The sequence below is a fragment of the Streptomyces sp. MA5143a genome (assembly GCF_900290235.1).
In the GTDB taxonomy this organism is placed as follows: domain Bacteria; phylum Actinomycetota; class Actinomycetes; order Streptomycetales; family Streptomycetaceae; genus Streptomyces.
Genome location: NZ_OLMK01000043.1, coordinates 196,934 through 219,824 on the forward strand (window position 1 = coordinate 196,934; position 22,891 = coordinate 219,824).

General features: G+C 73.8%; 22 protein-coding genes. 11 read left to right on the forward strand and 11 right to left on the reverse strand.

Features of this window, described 5'->3' with window-relative positions; translation table 11 throughout:
* Positions 1 to 53 precede the first annotated feature (53 nt).
* A complete protein-coding gene (locus tag SMA5143A_RS20835; RefSeq protein WP_107464396.1) occupies positions 54 to 1,529 on the reverse strand; it encodes an FG-GAP-like repeat-containing protein in 1,476 nt (491 codons plus the stop codon).
* A 114-nt stretch (positions 1,530 to 1,643) separates the two neighbouring features.
* Positions 1,644 to 2,258: a TetR/AcrR family transcriptional regulator gene (locus tag SMA5143A_RS20840; RefSeq protein WP_107464397.1), complete on the reverse strand. Its 615-nt coding sequence runs from the start codon at positions 2,256 to 2,258 to the stop codon at positions 1,644 to 1,646.
* An 86-nt stretch (positions 2,259 to 2,344) separates the two neighbouring features.
* On the opposite strand from SMA5143A_RS20840, the gene SMA5143A_RS20845 reads away from it, so the two are divergent.
* Positions 2,345 to 3,307, forward strand: coding sequence for an alpha/beta fold hydrolase (locus SMA5143A_RS20845; protein WP_107464445.1), 963 nt, complete (start codon positions 2,345 to 2,347; stop codon positions 3,305 to 3,307).
* 87 nt (positions 3,308 to 3,394) lie between these two features.
* Here the strand turns inward: SMA5143A_RS20845 and SMA5143A_RS20850 are convergent, their stop codons facing one another.
* Positions 3,395 to 4,351, reverse strand: coding sequence for a helix-turn-helix domain-containing protein (locus SMA5143A_RS20850; protein ID WP_107464398.1), 957 nt, complete (start codon positions 4,349 to 4,351; stop codon positions 3,395 to 3,397).
* 157 nt (positions 4,352 to 4,508) lie between these two features.
* On the opposite strand from SMA5143A_RS20850, the gene SMA5143A_RS20855 reads away from it, so the two are divergent.
* On the forward strand, positions 4,509 to 5,561 hold the full coding sequence (locus SMA5143A_RS20855) for a saccharopine dehydrogenase family protein (protein ID WP_107464399.1): 1,053 nt from the start codon (positions 4,509 to 4,511) through the stop codon (positions 5,559 to 5,561).
* A gap of 96 nt (positions 5,562 to 5,657) precedes the next feature.
* Here the strand turns inward: SMA5143A_RS20855 and SMA5143A_RS20860 are convergent, their stop codons facing one another.
* Positions 5,658 to 6,461: an endonuclease I family protein gene (locus SMA5143A_RS20860; protein ID WP_107464400.1), complete on the reverse strand. Its 804-nt coding sequence runs from the start codon at positions 6,459 to 6,461 to the stop codon at positions 5,658 to 5,660.
* 229 nt (positions 6,462 to 6,690) lie between these two features.
* Positions 6,691 to 7,521 (reverse strand): TioE family transcriptional regulator, encoded by an 831-nt coding sequence (locus SMA5143A_RS20865; RefSeq protein WP_107464401.1) that lies wholly within the window; start codon positions 7,519 to 7,521, stop codon positions 6,691 to 6,693.
* 91 nt (positions 7,522 to 7,612) lie between these two features.
* On the opposite strand from SMA5143A_RS20865, the gene SMA5143A_RS20870 reads away from it, so the two are divergent.
* Both SMA5143A_RS20870 and SMA5143A_RS20875 read left to right on the forward strand, forming a co-directional pair.
* Positions 7,613 to 8,761: an erythromycin esterase family protein gene (locus SMA5143A_RS20870; RefSeq protein WP_107464402.1), complete on the forward strand. Its 1,149-nt coding sequence runs from the start codon at positions 7,613 to 7,615 to the stop codon at positions 8,759 to 8,761.
* Between the two features lie 233 nt (positions 8,762 to 8,994).
* Complete coding sequence (locus tag SMA5143A_RS20875) at positions 8,995 to 10,359, forward strand: phosphatase PAP2 family protein (protein WP_375136526.1); 1,365 nt, start codon at positions 8,995 to 8,997, stop codon at positions 10,357 to 10,359.
* 28 nt (positions 10,360 to 10,387) lie between these two features.
* On the opposite strand, the gene SMA5143A_RS20880 is transcribed toward SMA5143A_RS20875, so the two are convergent.
* From SMA5143A_RS20880 to SMA5143A_RS20890, 3 genes are all read right to left on the reverse strand, one after another.
* Complete coding sequence (locus SMA5143A_RS20880; RefSeq protein WP_375136527.1) at positions 10,388 to 10,531, reverse strand: DUF4180 domain-containing protein; 144 nt, start codon at positions 10,529 to 10,531, stop codon at positions 10,388 to 10,390.
* Positions 10,532 to 10,746: 215 nt separating this feature from the next.
* Positions 10,747 to 11,136 (reverse strand): VOC family protein, encoded by a 390-nt coding sequence (locus SMA5143A_RS20885; RefSeq protein WP_055521262.1) that lies wholly within the window; start codon positions 11,134 to 11,136, stop codon positions 10,747 to 10,749.
* Positions 11,133 to 11,426 carry an ArsR/SmtB family transcription factor gene (locus SMA5143A_RS20890; RefSeq protein WP_055540406.1) on the reverse strand — a complete coding sequence of 98 codons (294 nt, stop codon included), beginning with the start codon at positions 11,424 to 11,426 and terminating at the stop codon, positions 11,133 to 11,135. The genes SMA5143A_RS20885 and SMA5143A_RS20890 overlap by 4 nt, the downstream gene beginning before the upstream one ends.
* Before the next feature lie 171 nt (positions 11,427 to 11,597).
* Here SMA5143A_RS20890 and SMA5143A_RS20895 point away from each other — a divergent pair, with 171 nt between their 5' ends.
* A complete protein-coding gene (locus tag SMA5143A_RS20895) occupies positions 11,598 to 12,701 on the forward strand; it encodes a serine hydrolase domain-containing protein (protein ID WP_107464403.1) in 1,104 nt (367 codons plus the stop codon).
* A 133-nt stretch (positions 12,702 to 12,834) separates the two neighbouring features.
* Here the strand turns inward: SMA5143A_RS20895 and SMA5143A_RS20900 are convergent, their stop codons facing one another.
* Positions 12,835 to 13,344 carry a GNAT family N-acetyltransferase gene (locus tag SMA5143A_RS20900; protein ID WP_107464404.1) on the reverse strand — a complete coding sequence of 170 codons (510 nt, stop codon included), beginning with the start codon at positions 13,342 to 13,344 and terminating at the stop codon, positions 12,835 to 12,837.
* A gap of 177 nt (positions 13,345 to 13,521) precedes the next feature.
* Between SMA5143A_RS20900 and SMA5143A_RS20905 the strand changes: the two genes are divergently transcribed.
* Positions 13,522 to 14,472 carry a serine hydrolase gene (locus SMA5143A_RS20905; RefSeq protein WP_107464405.1) on the forward strand — a complete coding sequence of 317 codons (951 nt, stop codon included), beginning with the start codon at positions 13,522 to 13,524 and terminating at the stop codon, positions 14,470 to 14,472.
* 140 nt (positions 14,473 to 14,612) lie between these two features.
* Here SMA5143A_RS20905 and helR read toward each other — a convergent pair whose 3' ends face one another.
* Together helR and SMA5143A_RS20915 are read right to left on the reverse strand one after the other, a co-directional pair.
* Entirely contained in the window at positions 14,613 to 16,796 is a 2,184-nt protein-coding gene (gene helR / locus SMA5143A_RS20910; protein WP_107464406.1) for an RNA polymerase recycling motor ATPase HelR, read from the reverse strand.
* A 59-nt stretch (positions 16,797 to 16,855) separates the two neighbouring features.
* On the reverse strand, positions 16,856 to 18,097 hold the full coding sequence (locus SMA5143A_RS20915) for a glycosyltransferase (protein ID WP_107464407.1): 1,242 nt from the start codon (positions 18,095 to 18,097) through the stop codon (positions 16,856 to 16,858).
* A 278-nt stretch (positions 18,098 to 18,375) separates the two neighbouring features.
* On the opposite strand from SMA5143A_RS20915, the gene SMA5143A_RS20920 reads away from it, so the two are divergent.
* Genes SMA5143A_RS20920 through SMA5143A_RS20940 form a run of 5 tightly spaced genes read left to right on the forward strand, consistent with a single transcriptional unit; the run spans position 18,376 to position 22,865 of the window.
* The gene (locus SMA5143A_RS20920) at positions 18,376 to 18,918 is read left to right on the forward strand and encodes an RNA polymerase sigma factor (RefSeq protein ID WP_107464447.1); all 543 of its coding nucleotides are present in this window, start codon (positions 18,376 to 18,378) and stop codon (positions 18,916 to 18,918) included.
* The gene (locus SMA5143A_RS20925; protein WP_107464408.1) at positions 18,915 to 19,778 is read left to right on the forward strand and encodes a zf-HC2 domain-containing protein; all 864 of its coding nucleotides are present in this window, start codon (positions 18,915 to 18,917) and stop codon (positions 19,776 to 19,778) included. The genes SMA5143A_RS20920 and SMA5143A_RS20925 overlap by 4 nt, the downstream gene beginning before the upstream one ends.
* Entirely contained in the window at positions 19,775 to 20,641 is an 867-nt protein-coding gene (locus tag SMA5143A_RS20930) for an ABC transporter ATP-binding protein (protein WP_107464409.1), read from the forward strand. The genes SMA5143A_RS20925 and SMA5143A_RS20930 overlap by 4 nt, the downstream gene beginning before the upstream one ends.
* Positions 20,638 to 22,164: an ABC transporter permease gene (locus SMA5143A_RS20935; protein ID WP_107464410.1), complete on the forward strand. Its 1,527-nt coding sequence runs from the start codon at positions 20,638 to 20,640 to the stop codon at positions 22,162 to 22,164. The genes SMA5143A_RS20930 and SMA5143A_RS20935 overlap by 4 nt, the downstream gene beginning before the upstream one ends.
* Entirely contained in the window at positions 22,161 to 22,865 is a 705-nt protein-coding gene (locus SMA5143A_RS20940) for an ABC transporter (protein WP_258193643.1), read from the forward strand. Before SMA5143A_RS20935 ends, SMA5143A_RS20940 begins: the two co-directional genes overlap by 4 nt.
* Positions 22,866 to 22,891 lie beyond the last annotated feature (26 nt).

Sequence of the window (22,891 nt, forward strand, 5' to 3'; positions counted from 1 at the left end):
GGTCCTCTCGGCGGGGCTTCAGCATGGGGTGACGGCAGCAAACGACGGCAACGTCAGCGCAGGAAGCTGCCGAACAGGGCGTTGGTGTACGGGGCCGAGAGGTCCTTCGGGCCGAAGGCCAGGGCGGACTTCGTGGTGAGGCCGGACGCGGTGCCGCGCAGGAGCCAGACGGCGCCGTTGGAGGCGTTCTCGGCCATGGACGCGGCGGCCAGGTCACGGTGTCCGTCGCCGTCGACGTCGAGCAGCGCGGTCGTGGCGCCGAACTGGTCGTTCGCCTCGGCCGCGCCGGGGACACCCGCCGTGTCCTGGTGGAAGACCTGGGCGCCGGTGCCGGTGAGCCCGGCGGCGCTGCCGTGGAGCAGGGCGACCGAACCGGCGTCGGCGAGGGTGCCGACGTCCTCGCCCTCGATGCCGAGCGCGACGTCCGCGAAGCCGTCGCCCGTGACGTCGGCGACGGACACGGCGGAGCCGAGGCGGTCGCCCTCCTCCTGGGCGCCCGGGAAGCCCGGCAGGTCCTGGTCGAAGGCGTGGGTGTTCGCGTCCGTGAGGCCCGCGGCGGAGCCGTAGGCGATACGGCCCTTCTGGGACCAGTCGTCGGCGCCGACCACCAGGTCGTCGTAGCCGTCGCCGTTCACGTCGCCGACGCCCGTGCCCGCGTCGCCCCCCGTGGTGTCGCCGGGCGCCTGGCCGCGGGTGAAGCCGGTGGCGCCGCCGCCCATGAGCAGGCGGTTCCCCCAGGTGCCGTCGCCGGTGTAGACCCACTGGACGATGTCGTCGCGGCCGTCGCCGTTGAAGTCGCCGACCTCGCCGGAGACCACCGGGCCGGTGATCGAGGAGGGGCCGTCCTCGCAGCCGCCGCCGGTCGCGCAGGAGGCGTCCTCCTCCGAGTAGCCCCACCACAGCGACTTGTCGAGGAGCGGCAGGACGGCGGTGGGCTTGCCGTCACGCTTGATCGGGCCCTTCCACAGCGCGGCCGGGGCGCCCGCCGGGTCGTCGCCGCCGACCCGCTGCGCGGAGAACAGCGCCAGGTCGGTCTTGCCGTCGCCGTCGAAGTCACCCGCCTGGGGCGCGGCCCCGTACGCGATGCCCGTGCCGCCGGTCAGGCCGGACGCGGAGCCCCACAGGATCACCGAGCCCTCCTTGCCGCCCGCGATCACGAGGTCGCCGTAGCCGTCGTGGTCCAGGTCGGCCTTGGCGAACGAGGCGCCGAACGACTGGTTCTGGGTGGCGGCCCCGGGGATCCCGGCGGTCGAACGGCTGACGATCTTCTTGTTCGCCGTCGACAGCCCCGTGGCCGAGCCGTACGTCACGGCCACGTACCCGGCCTTCGTCTTGCCGGACACCGTCGCGCCCGGCGCGCCGACGACCAGGTCGGCGTAGCCGTCCCCGTTGAAGTCGTCGGCGGCCGGGACGGAGGCGGGCGCGGCCGACACGGAGCCGGAGCCGGTCAGCACCACCGAGGCGGCCAGGGGTACGGCCAGGAGGGCGCTGCTGATCCTGCGTCGGGTGGCTCGGGGGGCTCGGGACATGGGCGGTGCCTTTCGAGTCGGTCATGAGAACTGCTGCTCAGGGAGTGCGACTCGAACAGGGGGGCGGGGGTTGTACGTGGGAGTGGGGTTGCGCGGGGGTTGGTCGCTTTTCGGTCAGATCCGCAGACGCTCCGCCAGTCCCGCGAAGTAGCCGCGGTGCACGGCGGTCAGATCGACCTCGTCCGGGTCCAGCAGCCACAGCAGGTGGGCGCCCTCGATGAACGCGGCCACCTCCGTCGCCAGGACCGCCGGGTCCAGGTCGGCGCGGGCCGAGCCGTCCGCCGCCGCCCGCGTGAACAGGGCGTTCAGCTGGGCCCGCAGGGCCCGGCCCCGGTCGCGGAACCAGGTGTGCAGGGCGGAGCCCGGCTCCAGGTTCTCGGCGGTGAGCGTGGTGTGCAGGGCGGCGAGTTCGCGTTCGGCGGCGGCGGTGTGCTCGGCGTCCCGGACGAACCAGTCGAAGGCCTGGTCGAGAGTGGGCTCGGCGTCCGGGGGGACCGACAGCCGCTCCAGGGCGCGCCGGTCCGCCTCCTCCAGGACGGCCTGGACGAGACCGTCCTTGCTGCCGAAGTGGTGGATCAGGGCGGAGGGGGTGGCGCCGGCCCGCTCGGCGATGGCGGCCACACCCGTGCCGCGCACGCCCTGCTGCGCGAACAGCTTGATCGCCGCGTCGACCATCGCGCGCCGACGCGCCACGCCCCGCTTCTGTACCTGCCCCTTGACTCCGGCCATGGGGATCAGGGTGCCGGGCGGAGGGCGGGGCGTCCAACTCGAAAAACGGGTGCGTGGCCTGCGCCGAGCGATTATCTTGAATGACCATGCAGGAAAATGATTCCCGAACTGAGGGCGAGATCGAGAACGTGGCGGAGAACACCTACGAGTACCTGGTCGGCCGGGAGCGGATCGTGTCCACCGACGGCGTCGAGCTGTGGGCCGAGGAGTTCGGCGGTCCCGGCGATCCCACGGTGCTGCTGATCATGGGGGCTCAGGCGCAGGGCGTGCAGTGGAACGACGGGCTGGTGCGGCGTCTCGTCGACGGGGGCCGCCGGGTCGTCCGGTACGACCACCGCGACACCGGCCGCTCCTCCACCGTCGACTACGCCGCCCGCCCGTACACGGTCGCCGACCTGGCATCCGACGCGCTCGCCGTCCTCGACGCGTTCGGGGTGGACCGCGCGCATCTCGTGGGCGCCTCACTCGGCGGGATCATCGCGCAGCGGATCGCCGTCACCGCCCCCGAGCGGGTGCTGACCCTGACGAGCCTGTCGTCCCAGCCCCTCGGCACGGACACGGCGGCCGCGGTCCTGCGGGCGATGGAGGGCGCGCCCCCGGCCCCCGACGAACTGCCGCCGCCCGCGCCGGAGTTGCTGGCGGCGCTCGCCTCCGCCTTCCCCGGCCCGGACACCGGTCCCGAGGAGTACCTCGCCCTCCGGCTGCCGCTGTGGCGGGTGCTGCACGGCCCGGTGCTGCCGTTCCCCGAGGAGGAGTACCGGGCGACGGAACGGCGGGTGTACGAGCGGGCCCGCGATCTGCTCGCCGGGTTGAACCACACGCTCGCCGGGGCCGCCGGCGGTGACTCCACGGCGGACCTCGCCTCCGTCACCGCGCCGACGCTCGTGCTGCACGGCACCGAGGACCCGATGTTCCCGCCCCCGCACGCCGAGGCCACCGTCGCAGCGATCCCGGGCGCCCGTCTGGTCATGGTCGAGGGCATGGGCCACACCCTGCCCCCGGCCCTGGACACCCGCCTCGCCGATGAGATCCTGCGCCACACGGCCTGAGCGCGAGCCGCTTGGGCACGGCGGACTCGGCCGCGTGTGGTCCGGGCATGGGCGGCGGCCCGAGCGCGTGCGGCCTCCGCCCCCGAATCAGCCGGTCGTCGCGGCCGAGCGGGCGCGGAACGTGCGGCGGTACGTGTCCGGCGGCACTCCGACCGTGCGGTTGAAGTGCCGCCGCAGGGTCGTCGCCGTACCCATGCCGGTGGCCTCCGCGATGGCGTCCACCCCGTCGTCGGTGGCCTCCAGCAACTCCTGGGCCCGCCGGATGCGTTGGGTCAGCAGCCACTGCAAGGGGGTGGTGCCGGTCGCCGCCCGGAAGTTGCGGCCCAGATGACGGGCGCTCATGTTCGCCTTGCGCGCCAGGTCCTCCACGGTGAGCGGCTGGTCGAGGCGTTCCAGCACCCAGGGGAGCAGCGCGCCGAGCGGATGGTCGTCGCGCGCGGGCACCGGGGCCGTGACGAACTGGGCCTGGCCGCCCGCCCGGTGCGGCGGTACGACCAGCCGCCGGGCCGCGGTGTTGGCGACCGCCGAACCGTGGTCCTGGCGCACCAGATGCAGACAGAGGTCCAGCGCGGCGGCCTTGCCCGCGGACGTCAGCACGCTGCCGTTGTCCACGTACAGCACGTCCGGGTCGACCTCCACCTCCGGGTGGCGGGCGGCCAGGACGTCCGTGTGGGCCCAGTGCGTGGTCGCCCGTCTGCCGTCCAGCAGGCCGGCGGCGGCCAGCACGAACGCGCCCGTGCACAGCGAGGCCACCCGTGCGCCCGCCTCGTGGGCCGCGCGCACCGCGTCGACGAGGGCGGCGGGCGGCTCCACGTCGACGTCGGCCCAGCCGGGCACGATCACCGTGTCCGCGTGCGGGAGTCGCTCCAGCCCGTGGTCGGGTTCCATCAGGAACCGGCCGACCCGCACCGCGTCCGGTCCGCAGACCGAGACGTCGTACCAGGGGCCGGGGACGCCGTCCGGGACGGACGCGAAGATCTCGTAGGCCACGGACAGTTCGAAGTGCAGCATGCCCTCGGTGACGGCCAGCGCGACGGAAGCCATGTCCGGAATTGTACGCGGCATGTCGTTCCGGACACTCACCTGGAGGCCGCCAACTTCGCCAGGATGGTCACAACAGCACGACGGAACGCCGGTGCCACGCGGGGCTTCTCGCGTATGGCGACGGCGACGGCGACGGCGGCGAACGGTGGGAGAGACGATGGGTACGGCAACGGGGTCGGGGCGGCGCACGGTGGCGGTCTTCGGCGCGTACGGGCACACCGGGCGGTTCGTGGTGGCGGAGCTGCGGGCACGCGGCTTCCACCCGGTGGCGGTCGGGCGGGACGCCGGCAAACTGCGGGCGTTCGCGGCCGCCGAGCCGGGACCGGCGCTCGACGCCCGGACGGCCTCGGTCGACGACGCGGCCTCGCTCGACCGCGCGCTGGCGGGCGCCGACGCGGTGATCAACTGCGCCGGGCCCTTCGCGGTGACCGCCGCCCCGGTGATCGAGGCGGCTCTGCGCGCCGGGATCCCGTACGTGGACGTGGCCGCCGAGATCGAGGCCAACGCCGACACCTTCGCCCACTTCACCGAACGGGCCCGTGCCGCCGGGGCTCTGATCGTCCCGGCGATGGCCTTCTACGGCGGCCTCGGCGACCTGCTCGTCACGGCGGCGATGGGGGACTGGACGGCGGCCGACGAGGCGCACATCGCGTACGGGCTGAGCGGATGGCACCCCACGGCAGGGACCCGCGCGGCGGGCGCCGTCTCCCGGGAGCGCAGGGACGGCCGCCGGGTGCGCTACGCGAACGGCGGGCTGGAGTACCGGGACGACGCCGCGCCCGGCCTGAAGTGGTCCTTCCCCGAGCCGATGGGCACCAGGGCCGTCATCGGCGAGTTCAGCATGGCCGACATCGTCACCGTGCCCAGCCATCTGTCCGTCCCCGACGTGACCACGTACATGACCGTCGAGGCCGCCGGTGAACTGGCGGATCCGGAGACCCCGGCGCCCACCGCGTCCGACGAGCAGGGGAGGTCCGCGCAGACCTTCCTCGTCGACGCCGTCGTCCGCTCCGGCGGGGTGGAGCGGCGGGCCGTGGCGCGCGGCCAGGACATCTACGCCGTCAGCGCGCCCCTCGCGGTGGAGGCGGTGGACCGCGTCCTCACGGGGCGGACCCGTGCGAAGGGTGTCGTCTCCGCCGGGGCGGCTTTCGACGCGACGGACTTCCTGCGGGCGCTGTCGGCGCACCTCACCGTCGAACTGGTCGGGTGACCGGCTGGGCGTAGCCGCCCCCGAAGCCCCCCGGCGACGCGACGGGCTCCCGGCCGACGAACGGCGGGGAGCCCGTGCGGCACGGCGCCGCCGCCGTTACCAGATCGCCTCGACCCACTCCGGGTGGTCGATGAACGGGTTCCGGTTGCCCTGGTAGTTGGAGTAGATGACGTCGTTGCGGCGCTCTTCCCACGCGTCCGGCGGGTCCTCGTCGTTCCAGGCCTTCAGGACGGAGAGCCGGCCGTGGAAGCGGGTGCCGCCGTTGTTCACGGCGTCGTTGGGCTCCAGGTCGGGCCAGCTGTCGTCCCCTTCGTAGCGGACGGCCATGTAGAGGATCATGCGGGCCACGTCGCCCTTGACCGCGTCGCGCGGCTCGAAGGAGTTCGAGTCGATGAGGCTGCCGCCGCTGTTGGTGAAGGCGCTGCCGCCGTTGTCGAAGTCGAGGTTGCCGCGCCGGGCGTTGACCTGGACGTCCTCGGCCCGCAGGTGGTGCAGGTCGGTGCCGGGGCCGGCGGACGTGCCGAAGTCGCCGTGGGACTGGGCCCACACGTGCTCGCGGTTCCAGTTGCCGGTGTTGCCGCCGTTGAGGGACTTGCTGCGGGAGATGCCGCTGTACAGCAGCTTCACGTTGCTGCTGTTGTTGGGGTCCTGGTCGGTGACCTTCAGCGCGTTCCAGACCGCCGAGTACGAGATGGAGGTCTGGTCGCTGATGATCGTGTGCAGCGAGGACTTCAGCGCCGTGCCGGTCTTGCCGATCGCGTTCGCGTAGTACGTGTCGTCGTACGCCGTCGTCGTCGCCGAGGCGGGGGCGGCGGTGGCCGCCGGCAGGACGAGACCGGCGAGCACGGCCGACGTCGCGAGCGCGACCGTCTTCCAACTGCGTATCCGCGCAGCAGGCATGAGGGGTTGTCCCTTCCCAGAGGGCCGCGTGGAACGAGGGGTGGTTCGGGGAGTCTCGGTCTACGCGGGTTGACTGTGTGGGTAATCGAGAGATTGGCATGGACGGGTCAGTCCGTGTGTAAAGAGCAGGGGGCGGTTCGGTGACGTTTTTGAGAACGCGTCAACTTCGTTGTACACAAAGCCCTCTGCGCGCCCGGATCCAAGGGAAGACCCTCATTGACGTGCGACGTCAGGCGTGCAGCGGGCCGGCGGGGGAGGTCGCCGAGGCCCGGAGCTCCAGCAGCGTCAGATAGCGGCTGACGTGGGTGGCCGCGTGGAGCATGGCGACGCCCCGTGCGGTCAGCTTGCTCTGCCAGTCGCCGAGGGAGGCGGCCAGGGCGTCCGCGCCGCCGGCCGTGCGGATCCGCCGGACCACGGTGGCGATGTGGTCCAGTGGGTGGCCGCCGCGCCGCAGCAGATGGGCCAGCTCGGCGTCGCGGACGTCGTCCGCGCGGAAGACGCGGTACCCGGTGGCCGGGTCACGCGCGGGGGCGAGGACGCCGGCCTCCTCCCACTTCCGCAGCGTGGCCGGGGTGACGTCCAGATGGCGGGCCAGCTCGCCGACGGTCCAGGCCCGATGGGCCCCTGACCCCGTCGCCGTCGCCGCCGTCGCCCCCGTCGCCCCCGACGGCTCTGCCGGCCCCGGCCCCGGCCTGGTCGCCTCCTTCGCCTCCGTCGGCCCCGCCCGCTCCGCCGTCAGTCGGCCGAGGGCGTCCCGTACCGCTGCGAGGGTCTCCCGGTCACGGAGCAGCCCGCTGTGGCCGTGGTCGATGAGGGTCAGCGCGTCGTCGAGCGCGCCGTCGTGGAGCGCGCGCATGATCCGCCCGGCGGTCGCGTGCCCGTACGTCGGGACCAGGGCGAGGAAGGCGCGCAGGGCCGCCGCGTGCACCTCGGTGTAGAGGCGGTAGCCGCTGTCCGTGCGCTCGGCGGGCGGGAGGAAGCCGTCCCGCTCGTAGTTGCGGACCGCCTGGGCCGAGAGGCCGTGCTCACGCGCGAGATCGGAAGGTCGCAGGCTCGTCATCGTTTGAGACTTTACGGTCATGACGAGCGGCCGCGCACGCGGAATGCGAAGCCAAGTCTCAACCGGACCTTCACAGATACGATGGAGGCTCATGAGTCAGGACATCCGAGACTTCGTGCCCCCGTCGTGCGACCTTCTGGCGCTCGGCGAACCCACCCACCAGGAACCGGCCTTCGCGCGGCTCCGCAACGACCTGTTCGCCGAGCTGGTCGGGCACGGCTTCCGCTCCGTCGCCCTGGAGACGGACCGCGTGGCCGCGCTCACCGTGGACGACTACGTCCGGGAGGGCATCGGCACCCTCGACACGGTGATGCGCGAGGGCTTCTCCCACGGCTTCGGCGAACTGGACGGCAACCGGCGGCTGATCGCCTGGATGCGCGCGTACAACGAGGGCCGGACGCCCGAGGAGCGGCTGACGTTCCACGGCTTCGACGCCCCGCTGGAGACCATGAGCGCCCCCAGCCCCCGCCCCTACCTCGAACACGCCGCCGCCTACCTGCGGCACAGCCCGGCCCCCGGCCCCGATCTCGACTTCGCCCACCTCGTGGGCGACGACGAGCGATGGAGCCGTACGGAGGCGGTCCTCGACCCCGCCCGGTCGGTCGGCGACTCGGCGGACGCCGCACGGCTGCGGGTGATCGCCGACGACATGCTCGCCGCGCTCCACGAACGCGCGCCGGAGCTCATCGCGGCGACCTCGCGGGACGCCTGGGCGCGGGCCAGGATCCACCTCACCGCCGTCCTCGGTCTGCTGCGCTACCACCGGGAGGCGGCCCAGCGCATCGAGGAGGGCGCGCGGGTGACCCGGCTGTGCGTCACCCGGGACGTGCTCATGGCCCACAACCTCCTCGACATCCGCCGGGCCGAGGCCCGCCGCGGTCCGACCCTGGTCTTCTCCCACAACCTCCACCTCCAGCGGAACCCCGGCACCCTGCGCATGGGGGACACGGAGGTGAACTGGTACGGCGCCGGAGCCGTCGTGGCGTCGCTGGAGGGCGAGCGGTACACCTTCGTCGCCGGCAGCCTCGGCCGCAGCGAGGCCATCGCGCTCGGGGAACCCGACCCGGACACCTACGAGGGAGGTCTGCAAGGCCGGGTCGCCACCTGGGCCCTGATCCCGGCCGCCGCGATCCCGGCCGCCCGCACCCGTACCGACACCACACCCCCGCAGGGCTATTTCCCCCTGGACCGGGCGACTTTGGACGGCGCCGACGCGGTCCTGCACATCACGGCGGGGTGAGGACCCCGGCGGGCGGGGAGCGGTCGGACGGACGGGTAGGAGGACGGACGGGCGGGTCGGCGGGGCGGGTGCGGCAGGGCAACCTCCGGGGGCGCCCTTTCGTCTTCCTTCCTGGGCCTGCAACCCTGTGTACGACTTGTGACCAGCCGACCGACCCGACCCGTTCACCGGAGAACCCATGCCGTCCAGTGCGAAGAGACCCAGCCGGCTGAACGACACCATGGCCGCATAAGTTGATATCCACAGCCTCGCGGGTGCTCTCGCGAATAAGCAGCGGAATCTCCTCCGTCGAATGGCGCCGGCCCCGCGTCCTGCTGTGGGCCGCGATGAGCGTGACGACGCTGGGCTTCTTCGTCGCGCTGGAGATCGCCGCCCGCCACTACGGACTGCCGGGACCGCTCACCAACCAGGCCCGGGAAGTCGTTTTCGCCCCCAAATCGGGGCCCTTGCTGTACGCCAGCATGGCGCTGACGATGGTGGTGCTCACCTGGCGGCAACGACTGGTCGCGGCCGCCGTCGCCGTCGGCATCGACCTCGTCTTCTTCCTGGTGCGGTGGGCCGCGGGCGCCGACATGATGTTCGGCAACGGCGCGCTGTGGGTGATCCTCGGCTGCGCCGTCATCGCCCTCACCCGCCGCACCGGCGCGGAGAGAACCCTGCTCCTCAAGGGCGTCGGGCTGGGGCTGCTACTGGTCGCCGGCCGCAAGACCGGTGACACGTGGCTGCTCATCACCTCCAAGACCCAGCCGCTGGTGCTCGACCAGTACCTGGCCTCCGCCGACCACGCGCTCGGCAACCCGTCATGGCTGATGGGCCGACTGGTCCGGGCCACCGGACCCGTCGGCACCCACCTCCTCGACTGGATCTACATCCAGCTCGCGGTGGCCGCCGTCGCCGTCGCCCTCCACCAGCTCCGCCATGTGGTGGCCGAACGCCGCTTCCCCCGCCACCACCTGGTGCGCACCTTCCTGGTGATCGGCCTCCTCGGGCCCGGCATCTACATGATCTTCCCGGTGGTGGGGCCGGTCTTCGCCTACGGGGGCGGCGCCATGGGAACCGGCGGCGCGCACTGGGCCGTGGCCGACCTGTGGCCGCACACGGCCCCGCCGGTCGGCGTCCCGGAAGCCATGCCGTACGACGGGGTCACCCCCCGCAACTGCATGCCCAGCCTGCACACCGCGTGGGCCACCGCGATCTTCCTCCACTCCCGCGGCGGCCCCCGCGCCCTGCGCTACGCGGGCACGTTCTGGCTGGTCGCCACGCTCTGCGCGACGCTCGGCTTCGGCTACCACTACGGCGTGGACCTCATCGCCGGTGTCGTGTTCACCCTCACCATCGAGGCGGCCCTGCGCACCTACGACCGAGGCTGGGACCGCTCCGGACTCCGCCTGGTCGCCTACGGCTCGACCGTGTTCGTGGCGCTGCTGGTGTCGTACCGCTGGCTGCCGGAGGAGATGGCCAGGTACCCGTGGATGGCCGGACCGATGCTGCTCACCGCCATGGGGTCCGTGATCTACGGCTATGCGCGCACCGCCGGCCGGTGGGAGCCGAAGGCCGCGCCGCTGCCCAGGCCGGAACGACGACTCGAACTGGTGTGAGCGGCTGAAGGGCTGAGGAGGGCCCGCCTCAGCCCTTCAACCGCTCACCCAGCTCGTCGAGGTCGGACACGAACCACGTCTGACGGTTGCGGTCGCACTCGCGGACGAAGTCCCGCAGGGCCGTACTCGCCGTCGTGTGGCGGGAGATGTCGCCGACGACGGCGAGGCCCACGCACAACGGGCACGTCGTGGATGGTCCGCAGGGTGATCGTCATGGACGTCGACGCCGTGTGTCGGGCGGGCCCCCGGGCCACGCGTTTCCGGCCTTGGCCGACGACGACCCGCGCGTCCGTGCGGCCCTGCGCCGTGCCGCCGTGGGCACCGCTCGCGCTGCTCACCCGGGCCCGCCGAGGGCGCGCGGAGGCCTCCGGGGTAGTGCTCAGGGGCCTATGCGCTGTGGACGAGCTGGATCAGGTTGCCGCAGGTGTCGTCCAGGACGGCGGTGGTGACCGGGCCCATCTCCAGCGGCGGCTGCGTGAAGCGCACGCCGAGCGCGCTCAGGCGGTCGTACTCCGCGGGGACGTCGTCCACGGCGAAGGACGTGGCCGGGATGCCGTCCTCGACCAGAGCCGCCTTGTACGGCCGCACCGCCGGGTGACCGGAGGGCTCCAGCAGCAGCTCGGTCCCCTCGGGCTCCTCCGGGGAGACCACGGTCAGCCACCGGTCCGTGCCGCCCATCGGGACGTCGTGCTTCTTCACGAAGCCCAGCACGTCCGTGTAGAAGCGCAGGGCCTTCTCCTGGTCGTCGACGAAGACGCTGGTGATGTGGATCCTCATGGGGTGCTCTCCGGTCCGTCGGGCCTGAGCCATCGGGTCATGATGCGCTCCAGGGGCTCGGTGTTCAGATCATGGAACTTGTAGCGGCCCTGGCGGCGCGTGACGACCAGACCCGCCGACTCCAGGACTGCCAGATGCTGGCTGATCGCCTGCCGGGACAGCCCCAGACCGTGCTTGGTGACCAGTCGCGCGCATATCTCGAACAGCGTCTGCCCGTCCCGTTCCACCAGCTCGTCGAGGATGCGCCGCCGGGTCGGGTCGGCCAGCGCCTTGAACACATCCTCCGCCATGCCCTCCACGATAGGCAAGCAACGACTTGCCTATCAAGCGGGTGGCGCGGGGCGGCCGGGGCGTCAAGGGGGCCCGCCCCCGGGGCGATGCGGGGGTCCGGTGCAGTGATCTCGACGGCCGGGGCTGGGAGGGTCGGGGGAGACGTACGTCATCACTCAGGGGGAACACAGATGCGCAGCACACGCCGTGCCGTGACCGCCGTCCTGCTCGCCGCCACGCTCGCCGGGGTCTCGGCCCCGATGGCCGCCGCCCGACAACCCGACCCCGTGCAACGGCAGTTGGACCTGCTCGTCGAGCGGGACGGAGTGCCCGGGGCCCTCGCCCACGAAGGGAGGACGACCCGCCGGGCCGGGGTCGCGGACGTGGGGTCGGGGCGGCCCATGGTCGGGTCCGCGGGGCGGTTCCGGATGGCCAGCAACACCAAGGCGTTCACGGCGACGGCGGTGATGCGCCTCGTCGCCGACGGTCGGATACGGCTCGGCGACCGGGTCGGCGCCCACCTGCCGCAGCTTGCCCGACGCGACATCACCGTACGGCAGTTGCTGATGCAGACCAGCGGGCTGCCGGACTACACCACGCTCGTCGACTGGAGCAGACCCGGCACCGAGGAGGAGTACCTGGCCCTCGCCCTGGCCGAGGAGCCCGTCTTCCCGCCGGGCACCGACTGGGGGTACTCCAACACCAACTACCTCGTGCTCGGCATGCTGATCGACAAGGTCTCCGGCACCGACTACCGGACGTACGTCGAGCGCACGATCCTGCGCCCGCTGCGCCTGGACCACACCTACTGGCCCGCGCCCGGCGAACTGACCCTGCGCGGACCGCACGCCCGCAACTACGGCATCCATCCCGCGCACCCCGAGGCCGGCCGGGTCGACGTGACCGAACTGCCGGGGTACGAGTTCGGGGCGTCCGGCGGGCTCGTCACCACGCCCGGTGACCTCAACGCCTTCTGGGACGGCCTGTTCGGCGGCCGGCTCCTGCCCCGCTGGGCGGTGCGCCTGATGACCTCCGACACCAGCGACGTCGGCGGCCGCGACGTCTACCCGCCGGGCAGTCGCTACGGCTACGGCGTCGCCTCCATCCCCCTCAGCTGCGGCGGCGCCTACTGGGGCCACGGCGGCGACCTCCCCGGCAGCTCGGTCGCCGGGGGGCGGGCCACGGGCGGGCGGGGCACCGTGACCGTCTACACCACCACCTGGGCGGCGGCGGGCGACAGCCTCCGTCATCTGCTCGGCGCGGTGGACGCGGCCCTCTGCGCCGACGACCGCTGAGCGGGCGGGGGAAGGGTTCCGGCGGGTGCGGGTGCGGGTGCGGGTGCGGGTGCGGGTGCGGGTGCGGGTGCGGGTGCGGGTGCGGGTGGTCTGTGGTCTGCCGCGCGGTGCGACGCCCCCGGCACCCTCCCGGTCAGATGCCGAACGGTGCCGCGTAGCGCACGGTGCCGCTCGGCAACGGGTGCGCGGGGTCGAGGGTGAGGGCCATCAGGGCCTCGTCGGGGACGTCGATGGTCAGCCGGATGCCGTGCAGGGAGGCGCGGCCGAAGCCGAACCGGGGATAGTACTCCGGGTGGCCCAGGACCACGACGAAGCGTTCGCCCATCGACGCGGCGGCGCGCAGCGCGGCTTGGACGGCCGCCGCCCCCGCCCCGGTCTTCTGACGGTCCGGCAGGACCCCCACCGGGGCCAGGCACAGCGCCGGAGTACTGTCGACATGACAGCGGGTCAGCAGCGCGTGGCCGACGACCGTGCCGTCCTCCCCGGTGGCGACGATCGACAGGCCGTCGATCCAGCCGGCGTCGGCGCGCAGCGCCTCGACGAGGTCGGCCTCCTCGGGCCGCCCGAAGGCCGCCACATGGACGGCATGGACGGCGGGGATGTCCGCGTCGGTCTCGGCGCGCGTGGTCCACGACTGGGGCATGGCGGGTGGATGTCCGTTTCGTCGACGTTCAAGGGGGTGTCGCCCGGGGACGCTAGCACCGGCCGCGAAACTGTGCCGGAAATCACGAACTGATGTGCAACTTTCGGTCATCCTTGCGAGTCGAGTGGGGTGAACGTGCCACGAGCGCGTTCGCCGTCACTCAAGGGGGAAACCGCAATGACTCACCGGATGTCCCGGACGGGCCGGACGTCCCGCTCGACCCGTGTGCTCGCCACGGGCATAGGGGTCGGCCTGCTCGTACCGCTGGCCGTCGCCCTCGCACCGAACGCGGTCGCCGCACCGCCGCCGGTCACCTGCACCTCGGACAAGGCGGGGCTGGCCGAGAAACTCCAGAAGGACATCGCGGCGGCGGTGGCCAAGCGCAAGGGCACGATGGCTGTCGGGGTCTACGACCGGACCACCAACACCACGTGCACCCTGCGCGGCAGTTCCGCCTACGACTCGGCCAGCGTGGTGAAGGTGACCGTGCTCGCGGCGCTCCTGTGGGACGCCAAGAAGTCCAACCGGTTCCTCACCGACCGCGAGACCAAGCTCGCCACCGCGATGATCACCAAGTCCGACAACGCCGCCACCAGCACGCTGTGGAAGCAGCTCGGCATGACCAAGATCAAGGGCTTTCTGGCGGCCGCCAAGATGACCCAGACCAAGCCCGGCGCGAACAACTACTGGGGCCTCACCCAGATCACGGTCCGCGACGAGCAGCGGCTGCTCGCGCTCCTGGCCGAGAAGAACACCGTCCTCAGCGACAACGCCCGCGCCTACGTGCTGAAGCTGATGAACCAGGTCGTCTCCTCGCAGCGCTGGGGCACCCCGGCCGGGGCGCCGTCCTCGGTGAAGGTGCACGTCAAGAACGGCTGGCTGTCGCGGGCCACGCACGGCTGGCGGGTGCACTCCGTCGGCGTGTTCCAGGGCGGCGGCCGTGACTACCGCATCACCGTCCTCACCCACGACAACCCCGACATGACGTACGGCGTGAACAGCATCCAGGCCGTCGCCAAGGTCATCCACAAGGACCTGGTGCCCGTGACGAGCGCGGCGAGCGCGCAGCGTTACGTGCCGACCAGCGAGCCCAAGGAGGCGTTCCCGGCGGTGCCGCCCGCCGGCTGATCCGCCGCCCGGCCGGCCGGCCGAGACCCGCCGGCCGGTGCCCGCCCGCCCGCCGTCGACGTCCGACCAGCGTCGACGGCGGGCCGGGGCGGGCGTTCAGCCGCTCGTCAGCCGCTCGTCAGTCGCTCGTCAGCCGCTCGTCAGTCGCTCGTCAGGACGACGAGTCGCCGCGTCGCCCGGGTCATCGCCACATAGTGGTCCACCGCTCCCTCGATGCCGGTGCCGAAGTCCTGCGGGTCGACCAGGACGACCAGGTCGAACTCCAGGCCCTTCGCCAGCTCGGGGGTCAGGGAGCGGACCCGTGAGGTCGCCCGGAACGAGGGATCGCCGATGACACAGGCGATCCCTTCGTCGTGTGCGGCGAGCCACTCGTCGAGGATCGCGTCCCGCCGCTCGACGGACCCGTGCAGGACGGGCACGCCGCCACTGCGGATGGACGTCGGGACGTTGGCGTCCGGCAGCGCCGCCCGGATGACCGGCTCGGCCTCCGCCATGATCTCCGCCGGTGTCCGGTAGTTGATGCTCAGGGAGGCCAGGGTGACGCGGTCGAGACCGACCCGCTCCAGCCGCTCCCGCCACGACTCCGTGAACCCGTGCCGGGCCTGCGCCCGGTCACCGACGATGGTGAAGCTCCGCGACGGGCAGCGCAGCAACAGCATCTGCCACTCCGCGTCGGTCAGTTCCTGCGCCTCGTCCACCACGATGTGCGCGAACGGGCCGGCGAGCAGATCGGGGTCGGCGGTGGGCACCTCGGACTCGTCGACCAGGCTCACCCGCGCGTCCGCGCCCCGCAACATCACCACCAGGCCCTCCCCGTCGTCCCCGTCGGCGCCGGAGACGGCCGCCGCCTCGATCAGGTTGTCGACGACCTGCTCCATACGGACGCGCTGCGCGGCGAGGACGGCCTCCCGGCGGCGCCTGCGCCGGGCGGTCTCCGGGTCGCCGAGCCGCTGCCGGGCCGCGTCGAGGAGCGGCAGGTCGGACACCGTCCACGCCTGCGGGTCCCCCGCCCGCCGCAGCCTCCGTACGTCGTCGGGCCCGAGCCAGGGCGCGCACCTGCGCAGATAGGCGGGCACCGTCCACAGGTCCGCGACCAGGTCGGCCGCCTCGATCAGCGGCCACGCGTGGTCGAAGGCGGCCAGCAGGTCCCGGTCCCGCGCCAGCGCCTTCCTCAGCGGGTCGGGCGAGCTCGTCCCGTCGTCCCGCTTGTCTTGCTTGTCCACCAGGATCGTGAGGAGTTCGCCCCACACCTGCTCGCGGGCCTCGTTGTGCGGGGTGCCGGGCTCCGCCGCCGCGAACGCCTCGGCCCAGTCGTCGGGGCTCACCCACACGTCCGACCAGTGGGTCTCGACCAGCAGCCCCTCGGTGGGCGGCTCCTCGTAGAACCGGACGGCCTCCTCGATGGCCCGCACCATGCCGGCCGACGCCTTCAGCCGGGCCACCTCCGGGTCGGCCTCGGTCCCGGCGTCGGCGCCCTCGGCGACCAGGTCCCGCAGCACGCAGATCTGCACCCCCTCCTCACCGAGACTCGGCAGGACGTCGGCGACGTACGACAGGTAGGGCCGGTGCGGGCCGACGAAGAGGATGCCGCCGCGGCGGTGGTCGACGCGGGGGTCGGCGTGCAGGAGGTAGGCCGAGCGGTGCAGGGCGACGACCGTCTTGCCGGTGCCGGGACCACCGTCGACGACGAGGGCGCCCCGGGAACCGGCGCGGATGACGGCGTCCTGGTCGGCCTGGATGGTGCCGAGGACGTCCCGCATCCGCTCCGACCGGTTGCCGGCGAGACTGGCGATGAACGCGGACTGGTCGTCGAGCGCGGCATGCCCCTCGAACCCGTCCGGGGTGAACACCTCGTCCCAGTAGTCGCTGATCCGGCCGTCCGTCCAGCGGTACCTGCGGCGGCTCGCCAGGCCCATCGGCTGGGCGTGGGTCGCCCCGAAGAACGGCTCCGCCGCGGGGGACCGCCAGTCGACGAGCAGCCGGCGGCCCGTGCTGTCCATGAGGCCGAGCCGCCCGACGTAGACGGGGTCGGTGCCGTCCGAGCCGACCATGCGGCCCAGGCACAGATCCAGTCCGAAGCGGCGCAGGGTGCGCAGCCGGGCGCTCAGCCGGTGGATCTCCGCGTCCCGGTCCATGGCCTGCCTGCCCGTGCCGCCCGGCGCCCTGCGCTCGGCGGCGAGACGGGCGGACACCTCGGCGATCGTCTGCTCCAGGCACTCCGCGACGGCCGCCAGATGCCGCTCGTCACCGGCGATCAGCGCCGGGTCGGCCTTGGCGGCGAGACGCTCGGGAAGGTCGAACGCGCTGGTGGACAGGGAATTCACGGTGACTGACTCCGATCTGGGGCGGACCCGGATGTGCGGCACGGGCGTGGGGAGACGGCTCACGCGGACCCGAGGGGCGTGCCCGCGTCGGCCCCGGCGGCTCCGTCGAGCAGCAGCCGCGCGGCCACCGTCGTGCCGTCGGCGCGGACGGTGGCGGCGACCTCCTCGGCCCGTCGGCCGGTCTCGGGGGCCAGGGCCACCTCCAGCGCCGCCGACAGGGAGGCGTACGTCGGGACGGGGCCGTCGTGGGCCGCGCCGACGCCGAGGTCGGCCACGCGGCCCGCCCAGTACGGCTGGTCCACGACCTGGGGTACGACCACCTGGGGTGCCCCGGAGCGGGTGGCCGTCGCGGTGGTGCCCGCACCGCCGTGGTGCACGACGGCGGCCACGCGGGGAAACAGTGCCTGATGGCTGACCTCGCCGACGGCGAAGCAGTCGTCCCGGTCGTCGATCGGGACGAGCCCGGCCCAGCCGCGTCCGACGAGCACCCGGCGGCCCCGGTCGCGGACCGCCTCGACGGCGACCCGGGCGACGTCCGGCGACCGCATGGCCATGCTGCCGAAGCCCACGTACACCGGGGGATCGCCCGCCTCCAGCCACGCCGACAGGTCCTCGGGCAGCGGGCGCTCGTCCGGCAGGAACCAGGCGCCGGTCTGCACCACGTCGAGATGGGTCAGCCCCTCGACGGGCCCGAGGACCGGGTCCGCCGCCAGCCACGGCCGGTCGGTGAAGACGTGGTCGCGGACGTTGTCCACCGGGGCGAGGCCGATCGCCGCCCGGTGGGTGTTGAGGGCCTCGCCGTACAGGGCGTTCACCCGCCGCGCGTCCAGGTCCCACAGCGCCCGGTTGTCCGTCATGCCCGGCGGGGTCGGCGGGCCGGGGCGGCCCGGGGGCGGGAAGTGGGGCGACGGCAGTCCCAGCGGATGGAAGCCGGCGTACACGTACCGCAGGCCGTGCCGCTCGGCGACGGACCGGGCGCCGGCGGGCAGCAGTCCGGTCGCCACGAGCGCGTCGCACCCCTCGGCCGCCGCGCCGACCGTCTCGAAGTGCGCGGCGACCAGGGCGGCCGCCAGCCGGAACGCGTCCTCCTGCGTCGGCGGCCGCGCACCGACCGCCAGCGCGCGCACCGACGGACCGAACGGCACATGCGGGACGCCGACCCTGGCCAGCAGCTCCGCGAACTCCTCGTCCGGGGGCGCGCACACCACCGCCTCGGCACCGAGTTCCCGCAGCCGCACCGCGAGGCCCGCCAGTGGCTCCACGTCCCCGCGCGATCCGTACGACATCAACAGCACACGCATGAACTGCTCCCCGTTTTCCCGTCGACCACCGCTTCGGCCGGTGATTGTGCGGGACGGAGGGGGCCTTGCCGCAAGGCCCCCCATGCGCTATACGTTGAGAGTGGCAAGGAGTGGGTGACTCCTTGCCTTCGCTGTTTTCCGGGCCCGCGACGGACGGATCCACTCGAACGCCGTCCAGCCGACCCGCTTCTCCGCGCCGCGGGTCAGCCTGCGCCGAGTCGCCCATCCGCCGCGTGAACCGTTGCGGCACCCTCGTCCGATGAGGGGGCGTGAGCGACATGAAGCGGGGGAGTCCGGGCGACGCCGAGTTGATGCGCGCCGTCGCGGACGGCGACCGTCGTGCCTTCGAGGAGCTGTACCGCCACTACGCGCCGTGGCTCCGCCTGCGGCTGCGCGGGCGGTGCGCCGATCCGGTGCTGGTTGACGACGTGGTCCAGGAGACGTTCCTCGACGTGTGGCGGGGAGCGGCCCGCTACCACCGGGAGGGCGACGTGGCGGGCTGGCTGTGGCGGATCGGGTCACGTCGGCTGGTGGACGCGCTGCGCGGCGACGGCGCCCGCGGCCGGCTGCGGCAGGCGCTGGCCCGGCTGCGCCACCGCGACGAGGCGTCCGCCGAGGAACAGGTGTTGGCCCGGGTCCGACACGGCGACCTGGCGGGCTCGCTCGCCGCGCTCTCGCCGGAACTGCGGGCGGTGCTCCAGGCCACGGTCATCGACGGACTGACGACCCGTGAGGCGGCCGTCCTGCTGGGCATCCCGCCCGGCACGGTCAAGACCCGGGCCATGCGCGCCCGGAGGCAACTGCGGGAGGGCCTGGCATGAGCTGGCACACGGACGACGCGGACCTGCGGGAGTACGCCGCCGGAGCGCTGGCGCCACCCCGGCTATGGTCCGTCGAGACCCATCTCGCCGCCTGCGCCGACTGCCGGACGGCACTCGGGGCCCATGTCCCGCCCGCCACCACCGACTTGGGCTGGGCGCGGCTGGACGCCGAACTCGACGCCCCGCGGCCCGGCCCCGTCGAGTCGCTGCTGATCCGGTTCGGGGTCGCCGACCACACCGCGCGGCTGCTCGCGGCGACCCCGCTGCTGCGCGGCTCCTGGCTCGGCGCCGTGGTGCTCACCCTGGTCCTCGCGGTCTGCGTGGCGCTCGCCGCGTCCCCGCTGATGCTGCTGGCCACGGCGCCGCTGCTGCCGCTGGCGGGGGTGGCCGTGTCCTTCGGCCCCGGCCTCGACCCGACGTACGAGACGTCCGTCGTCGCGCCGATGCACACCTTCCGGCTGCTGATGGTGCGGACCGTCGCCGTGCTCGCCACGACGACGCCGCTGAGCGCCCTGGCGAGCCTGGCGCTGCCGTCGCTCGGTCTCGCGGCGCTCGGCTGGCTGCTGCCGGCCCTCGCGCTCACCTCGACCGGCGTCGCGCTGACCGCCCGGCTGGGGCCCGTCCTCGCGCCCGCGCTGGTCGGCGGCGCCTGGGCCGCCCTGGTGGCGCTGAGCCGCCTGCTGGCCTCCGGCACACCGCTGCCCTTCACCGCCGAGGGCCAGGGCGGGGCGGCGGCGGTCGCCGTGGTGGCGACGGTGCTGCTGGTGGCGGCCCGCGACCGCTTCGACAGCGGGGCCCTGCCCGGCCCGTCCTTCCGATCCTCGCGAACCCTTCGATCCGCAGCCAGGAGGCTGTCATGACACGACCCACGGTCTCGGCCGCCGGCCTGACCCTGAGCTACCGCGGCACCAGGGCCGTCGACGAGGTGACGCTGCGCCTCACCGAGGGCGTCACGGGCCTGCTCGGACCGAACGGCGCGGGCAAGACGACGCTGCTGCGGATCCTCGCCACGGCGACCGTGCCGGACAACGGCGCGTTCACGGTGCTCGGCCACGACCCGAGCACCGTCACCGGCCGGCAGGACGCCCGCAGGGTCCTCGGCTACCTGCCGCAGAACCCCGGCTTCCACCCGGACTTCACCGCCTTCGAGTTCGTCGACTACGTGGCCATCCTCAAGGAGCTGACGGACCGGCGGAGCCGGCACGCCGAGGCCCGCCGGGTCCTCGACGCGGTCGGGCTCGCGGACGTGCGCGGAAAGAGGATCCGGAAACTCTCCGGCGGGATGAAGCAGCGCGTGGCGCTGGCCGCCGCCCTGGTCGGCGACCCCGGCTTCCTCGTCCTGGACGAGCCCACGGTCGGCCTGGACCCGGAGCAGCGGATGCGGTTCAGGGAACTGATCGCGGAGGCCGGCGAGGGCCGCACGGTCCTGCTGTCCACCCACCAGACGGAGGACGTGGCGATGCTCTGCAACCGGGTGGTGGTCATGGACCAGGGGCGGGTGCGGTTCGACGGCACCCCGGCCGAGCTGACGGCGGTGGCCGACGGCCGGGTGTGGCGCAGCACGGAGCGGCAGCCGGGCGCCCGGGCGGGCTGGCGCACCGGCACCGGCGAGTTCCGCAACGTCGGGGACCCGCCGGAGGGTGCCCGGCTGGTCGAGCCGACGCTGGAGGACGGCTATCTGCTGGCCCTCGGCGGCGACCCGGTGGCGGGGGTGGCGGCATGACGGCCCTGACCCGGACCCCGGTCACCGTGCCCGCGCCGCCGTCGGCCCGGGACGGTCTGCGGGCGGTGCTCGCGCTGGCCCGCGTGGAGGCGCGGCGTCTGCTGCTGCACCCCCTGGTGCTGGTCTCGCTGGCGGGGTACCTGGCGCTGCTGCTGTGGCCGGGCGGCGGCCCCGAGGACGCCTACCCGGTGCTCCAGGACGTCGACCGCGAGACCCAGTTCGGCCAGCTGCTGCTGGGGCTCGCGGTGATGATCGCCGCGAACCTGGGGGTGCTGCGCTCCCACCGGCGGGGCACCGACGGCTCCTTCGCGGTGCTGGTGGTGCGGCCGTGGCGGCGGACCTGCGCGCATGTCCTGTCGGTGCTGCCGACGGTGCTCGTCGGGGCGCTGATCGTGGCCGGGCAGTTCACCGCCGAGGCGCTGAGACCCGGTGCCGTCGGCCACGGCTCGGTGTTCGAACTGGTGACCGGGCCGCTGCTGATCCTGCTGCTCGCCGTCCTCGGCGTCCTGCTGGGCCGGCTGATCCGGTCGTCGTTCGTGGCCCCGCTCGCCGCGGTCACCGTCATCGCCGCCGTCTTCGTCTTCGTGGCCGACTCCGGCAGTTCGGCCTGGCTGCGGGGCCTTGCGCCCATCCTCTTCGACGAGGGAAGCCGACCGCTGCCGTCCGCCCTGCTGGGGCGGCCCGCGGGGTGGCACGCCCTGTACCTGCTGGCGCTGGCGGTGCTGGCGGCGGCGGGCGCGGTCCGGGCGAGCGGCGGCCGGACCAGGGCCGTACGGGCCACCGCGCTCACGGCGCTCGCGGCGGTCGTGGCCGCCGTCGTGCTCCAGGGCACGGCACCCTCGGACACGGTGCGCGAGGCACGCGAGGTGGCGACCCGCCACCCGGCCGAGGTGCAGGACTGCGAGCGGCGCGGGCCGACGACGTACTGCGCCTTCCCCGAGTTCACGCCCTGGATCGACGAGTGGGCCCGGGTCACGGACCGCGTGCGGTCACTGGCGGGCGGGCCCCGCACCCGACAGGGCCTGACCGTACGGCAGAGGGTCGACGCCCTCGGCGGACCGTCGGGTGTCCAGGAGCTCCCTCCCGCCGCACCGGGCGAGTTGACGGCGAGCACGGCCTGGGGCGGGGAACGGGAACTGGAGTTCGCGGCGAGCGTGGCCCGGGGGCTGGTCGTCGGGCACGAGCGGTACGCGGGGGCGTACTGCGACGCGCGGGGCGTGCTGATGGTGTGGCTGGCGATCCACGCGACCCGCGACGGCGAGGCCCTGTTCGTCGAGACCGGGAACGCCTACAACAGCCCCGGCGTGATCCAGGCGCCGGTCACCGCGATCAGCCTGCGCGACCGCGAACTCATCGTGCTTGAACGGCTGTTGACCCGGCCGCAGGCGGACGTGGGACGCGCGGTGCGGGCGCACTGGGCGGAGCTGTCCGCAGCCGGGACGACCACCGACCGCGCGGCCGCCCTGCTGGGCGTCACCGCCCCGGCCGAGACGGCCGCCGACCGGGAGTGGATGTGCGCGTGAGACGGCGGACGCAGGTGGTGGCGGCCCTGACCCGGCCCACGGTGCGGTCCCTGCCGTGGCGGCTGCTCGCGGGCGGCTGGGCGCTGGGGGTGGTCGTCGCCGCCGTACCGGCCCTGTTCTCGCTGGACCTGCCTGCGGCGGTCCTGGCCAATGTGGTGCGGGCGGCGGCCCTGTGCGGGGCGGTCGGCACGGCGTTCGCGCTGGACGACCCGGCCCGGCACACCACCGGTGCCGTTCCCGTGCCGCGCCCGCTGCGGCAGACGCTGCGGGTGGCGGTGGTCGGGCTCGCGGGCGCCGTCTGGTGGGCGGCGGTCCTCGGCGCCGTACGGGCGGGCGCCGACGCCGAGCCCTGGGCCGCGCTGCCCGCCGGGGCCCTCACGGTCGAGGCCGCGGCGCTGTCCGGGCTGGCGCTGGCGCTCGCTGGGGCGGCGGTCCGGTTCAGCGCGGTCCGGCTGCCCGGCCCGGCGGTCGCCGCCGCGCTGCCGGCGTTCCCGGTCGCGGCGGCCGTGTTCCTCCCGTACGAGCACGCGCTGTTCGTGCCCCCGGGCGACCCCCGCTGGGCGGACGCCCACACGCTGTGGGCCGGGATCCTGGCGGCGACGCTCGCCGTGTGGGCGGCGTGCGGCCCGGAGCCGCGCCACCGGGTGCGCCAAGTGCCGGGGCGCGGCGGCGGTGTGCCGCAGCGGGGCGGCGGCCGCTGACCCCGGATCGGGACCGGCGGCCGACG

What these genes read in the sequence shown, in the direction of transcription:
- SMA5143A_RS20835 (WP_107464396.1), bottom strand. Translation starts at nt 1,529, where the DNA reads ATGTCCCGAGCCCCCCGAGCCACCCGACGCAGGATCAGCAGCGCCCTC.
- SMA5143A_RS20840 (WP_107464397.1), bottom strand. Translation starts at nt 2,258, where the DNA reads ATGGCCGGAGTCAAGGGGCAGGTACAGAAGCGGGGCGTGGCGCGTCGG.
- SMA5143A_RS20845 (WP_107464445.1), top strand. Translation starts at nt 2,345, where the DNA reads ATGCAGGAAAATGATTCCCGAACTGAGGGCGAGATCGAGAACGTGGCG.
- SMA5143A_RS20850 (WP_107464398.1), bottom strand. Translation starts at nt 4,351, where the DNA reads ATGGCTTCCGTCGCGCTGGCCGTCACCGAGGGCATGCTGCACTTCGAA.
- SMA5143A_RS20855 (WP_107464399.1), top strand. Translation starts at nt 4,509, where the DNA reads ATGGGTACGGCAACGGGGTCGGGGCGGCGCACGGTGGCGGTCTTCGGC.
- SMA5143A_RS20860 (WP_107464400.1), bottom strand. Translation starts at nt 6,461, where the DNA reads ATGCCTGCTGCGCGGATACGCAGTTGGAAGACGGTCGCGCTCGCGACG.
- SMA5143A_RS20865 (WP_107464401.1), bottom strand. Translation starts at nt 7,521, where the DNA reads ATGACGAGCCTGCGACCTTCCGATCTCGCGCGTGAGCACGGCCTCTCG.
- SMA5143A_RS20870 (WP_107464402.1), top strand. Translation starts at nt 7,613, where the DNA reads ATGAGTCAGGACATCCGAGACTTCGTGCCCCCGTCGTGCGACCTTCTG.
- SMA5143A_RS20885 (WP_055521262.1), bottom strand. Translation starts at nt 11,136, where the DNA reads ATGAGGATCCACATCACCAGCGTCTTCGTCGACGACCAGGAGAAGGCC.
- SMA5143A_RS20890 (WP_055540406.1), bottom strand. Translation starts at nt 11,426, where the DNA reads ATGGCGGAGGATGTGTTCAAGGCGCTGGCCGACCCGACCCGGCGGCGC.
- SMA5143A_RS20895 (WP_107464403.1), top strand. Translation starts at nt 11,598, where the DNA reads ATGCGCAGCACACGCCGTGCCGTGACCGCCGTCCTGCTCGCCGCCACG.
- SMA5143A_RS20900 (WP_107464404.1), bottom strand. Translation starts at nt 13,344, where the DNA reads ATGCCCCAGTCGTGGACCACGCGCGCCGAGACCGACGCGGACATCCCC.
- SMA5143A_RS20905 (WP_107464405.1), top strand. Translation starts at nt 13,522, where the DNA reads ATGACTCACCGGATGTCCCGGACGGGCCGGACGTCCCGCTCGACCCGT.
- SMA5143A_RS20915 (WP_107464407.1), bottom strand. Translation starts at nt 18,097, where the DNA reads ATGCGTGTGCTGTTGATGTCGTACGGATCGCGCGGGGACGTGGAGCCA.
- SMA5143A_RS20920 (WP_107464447.1), top strand. Translation starts at nt 18,376, where the DNA reads ATGAAGCGGGGGAGTCCGGGCGACGCCGAGTTGATGCGCGCCGTCGCG.
- SMA5143A_RS20925 (WP_107464408.1), top strand. Translation starts at nt 18,915, where the DNA reads ATGAGCTGGCACACGGACGACGCGGACCTGCGGGAGTACGCCGCCGGA.
- SMA5143A_RS20930 (WP_107464409.1), top strand. Translation starts at nt 19,775, where the DNA reads ATGACACGACCCACGGTCTCGGCCGCCGGCCTGACCCTGAGCTACCGC.
- SMA5143A_RS20935 (WP_107464410.1), top strand. Translation starts at nt 20,638, where the DNA reads ATGACGGCCCTGACCCGGACCCCGGTCACCGTGCCCGCGCCGCCGTCG.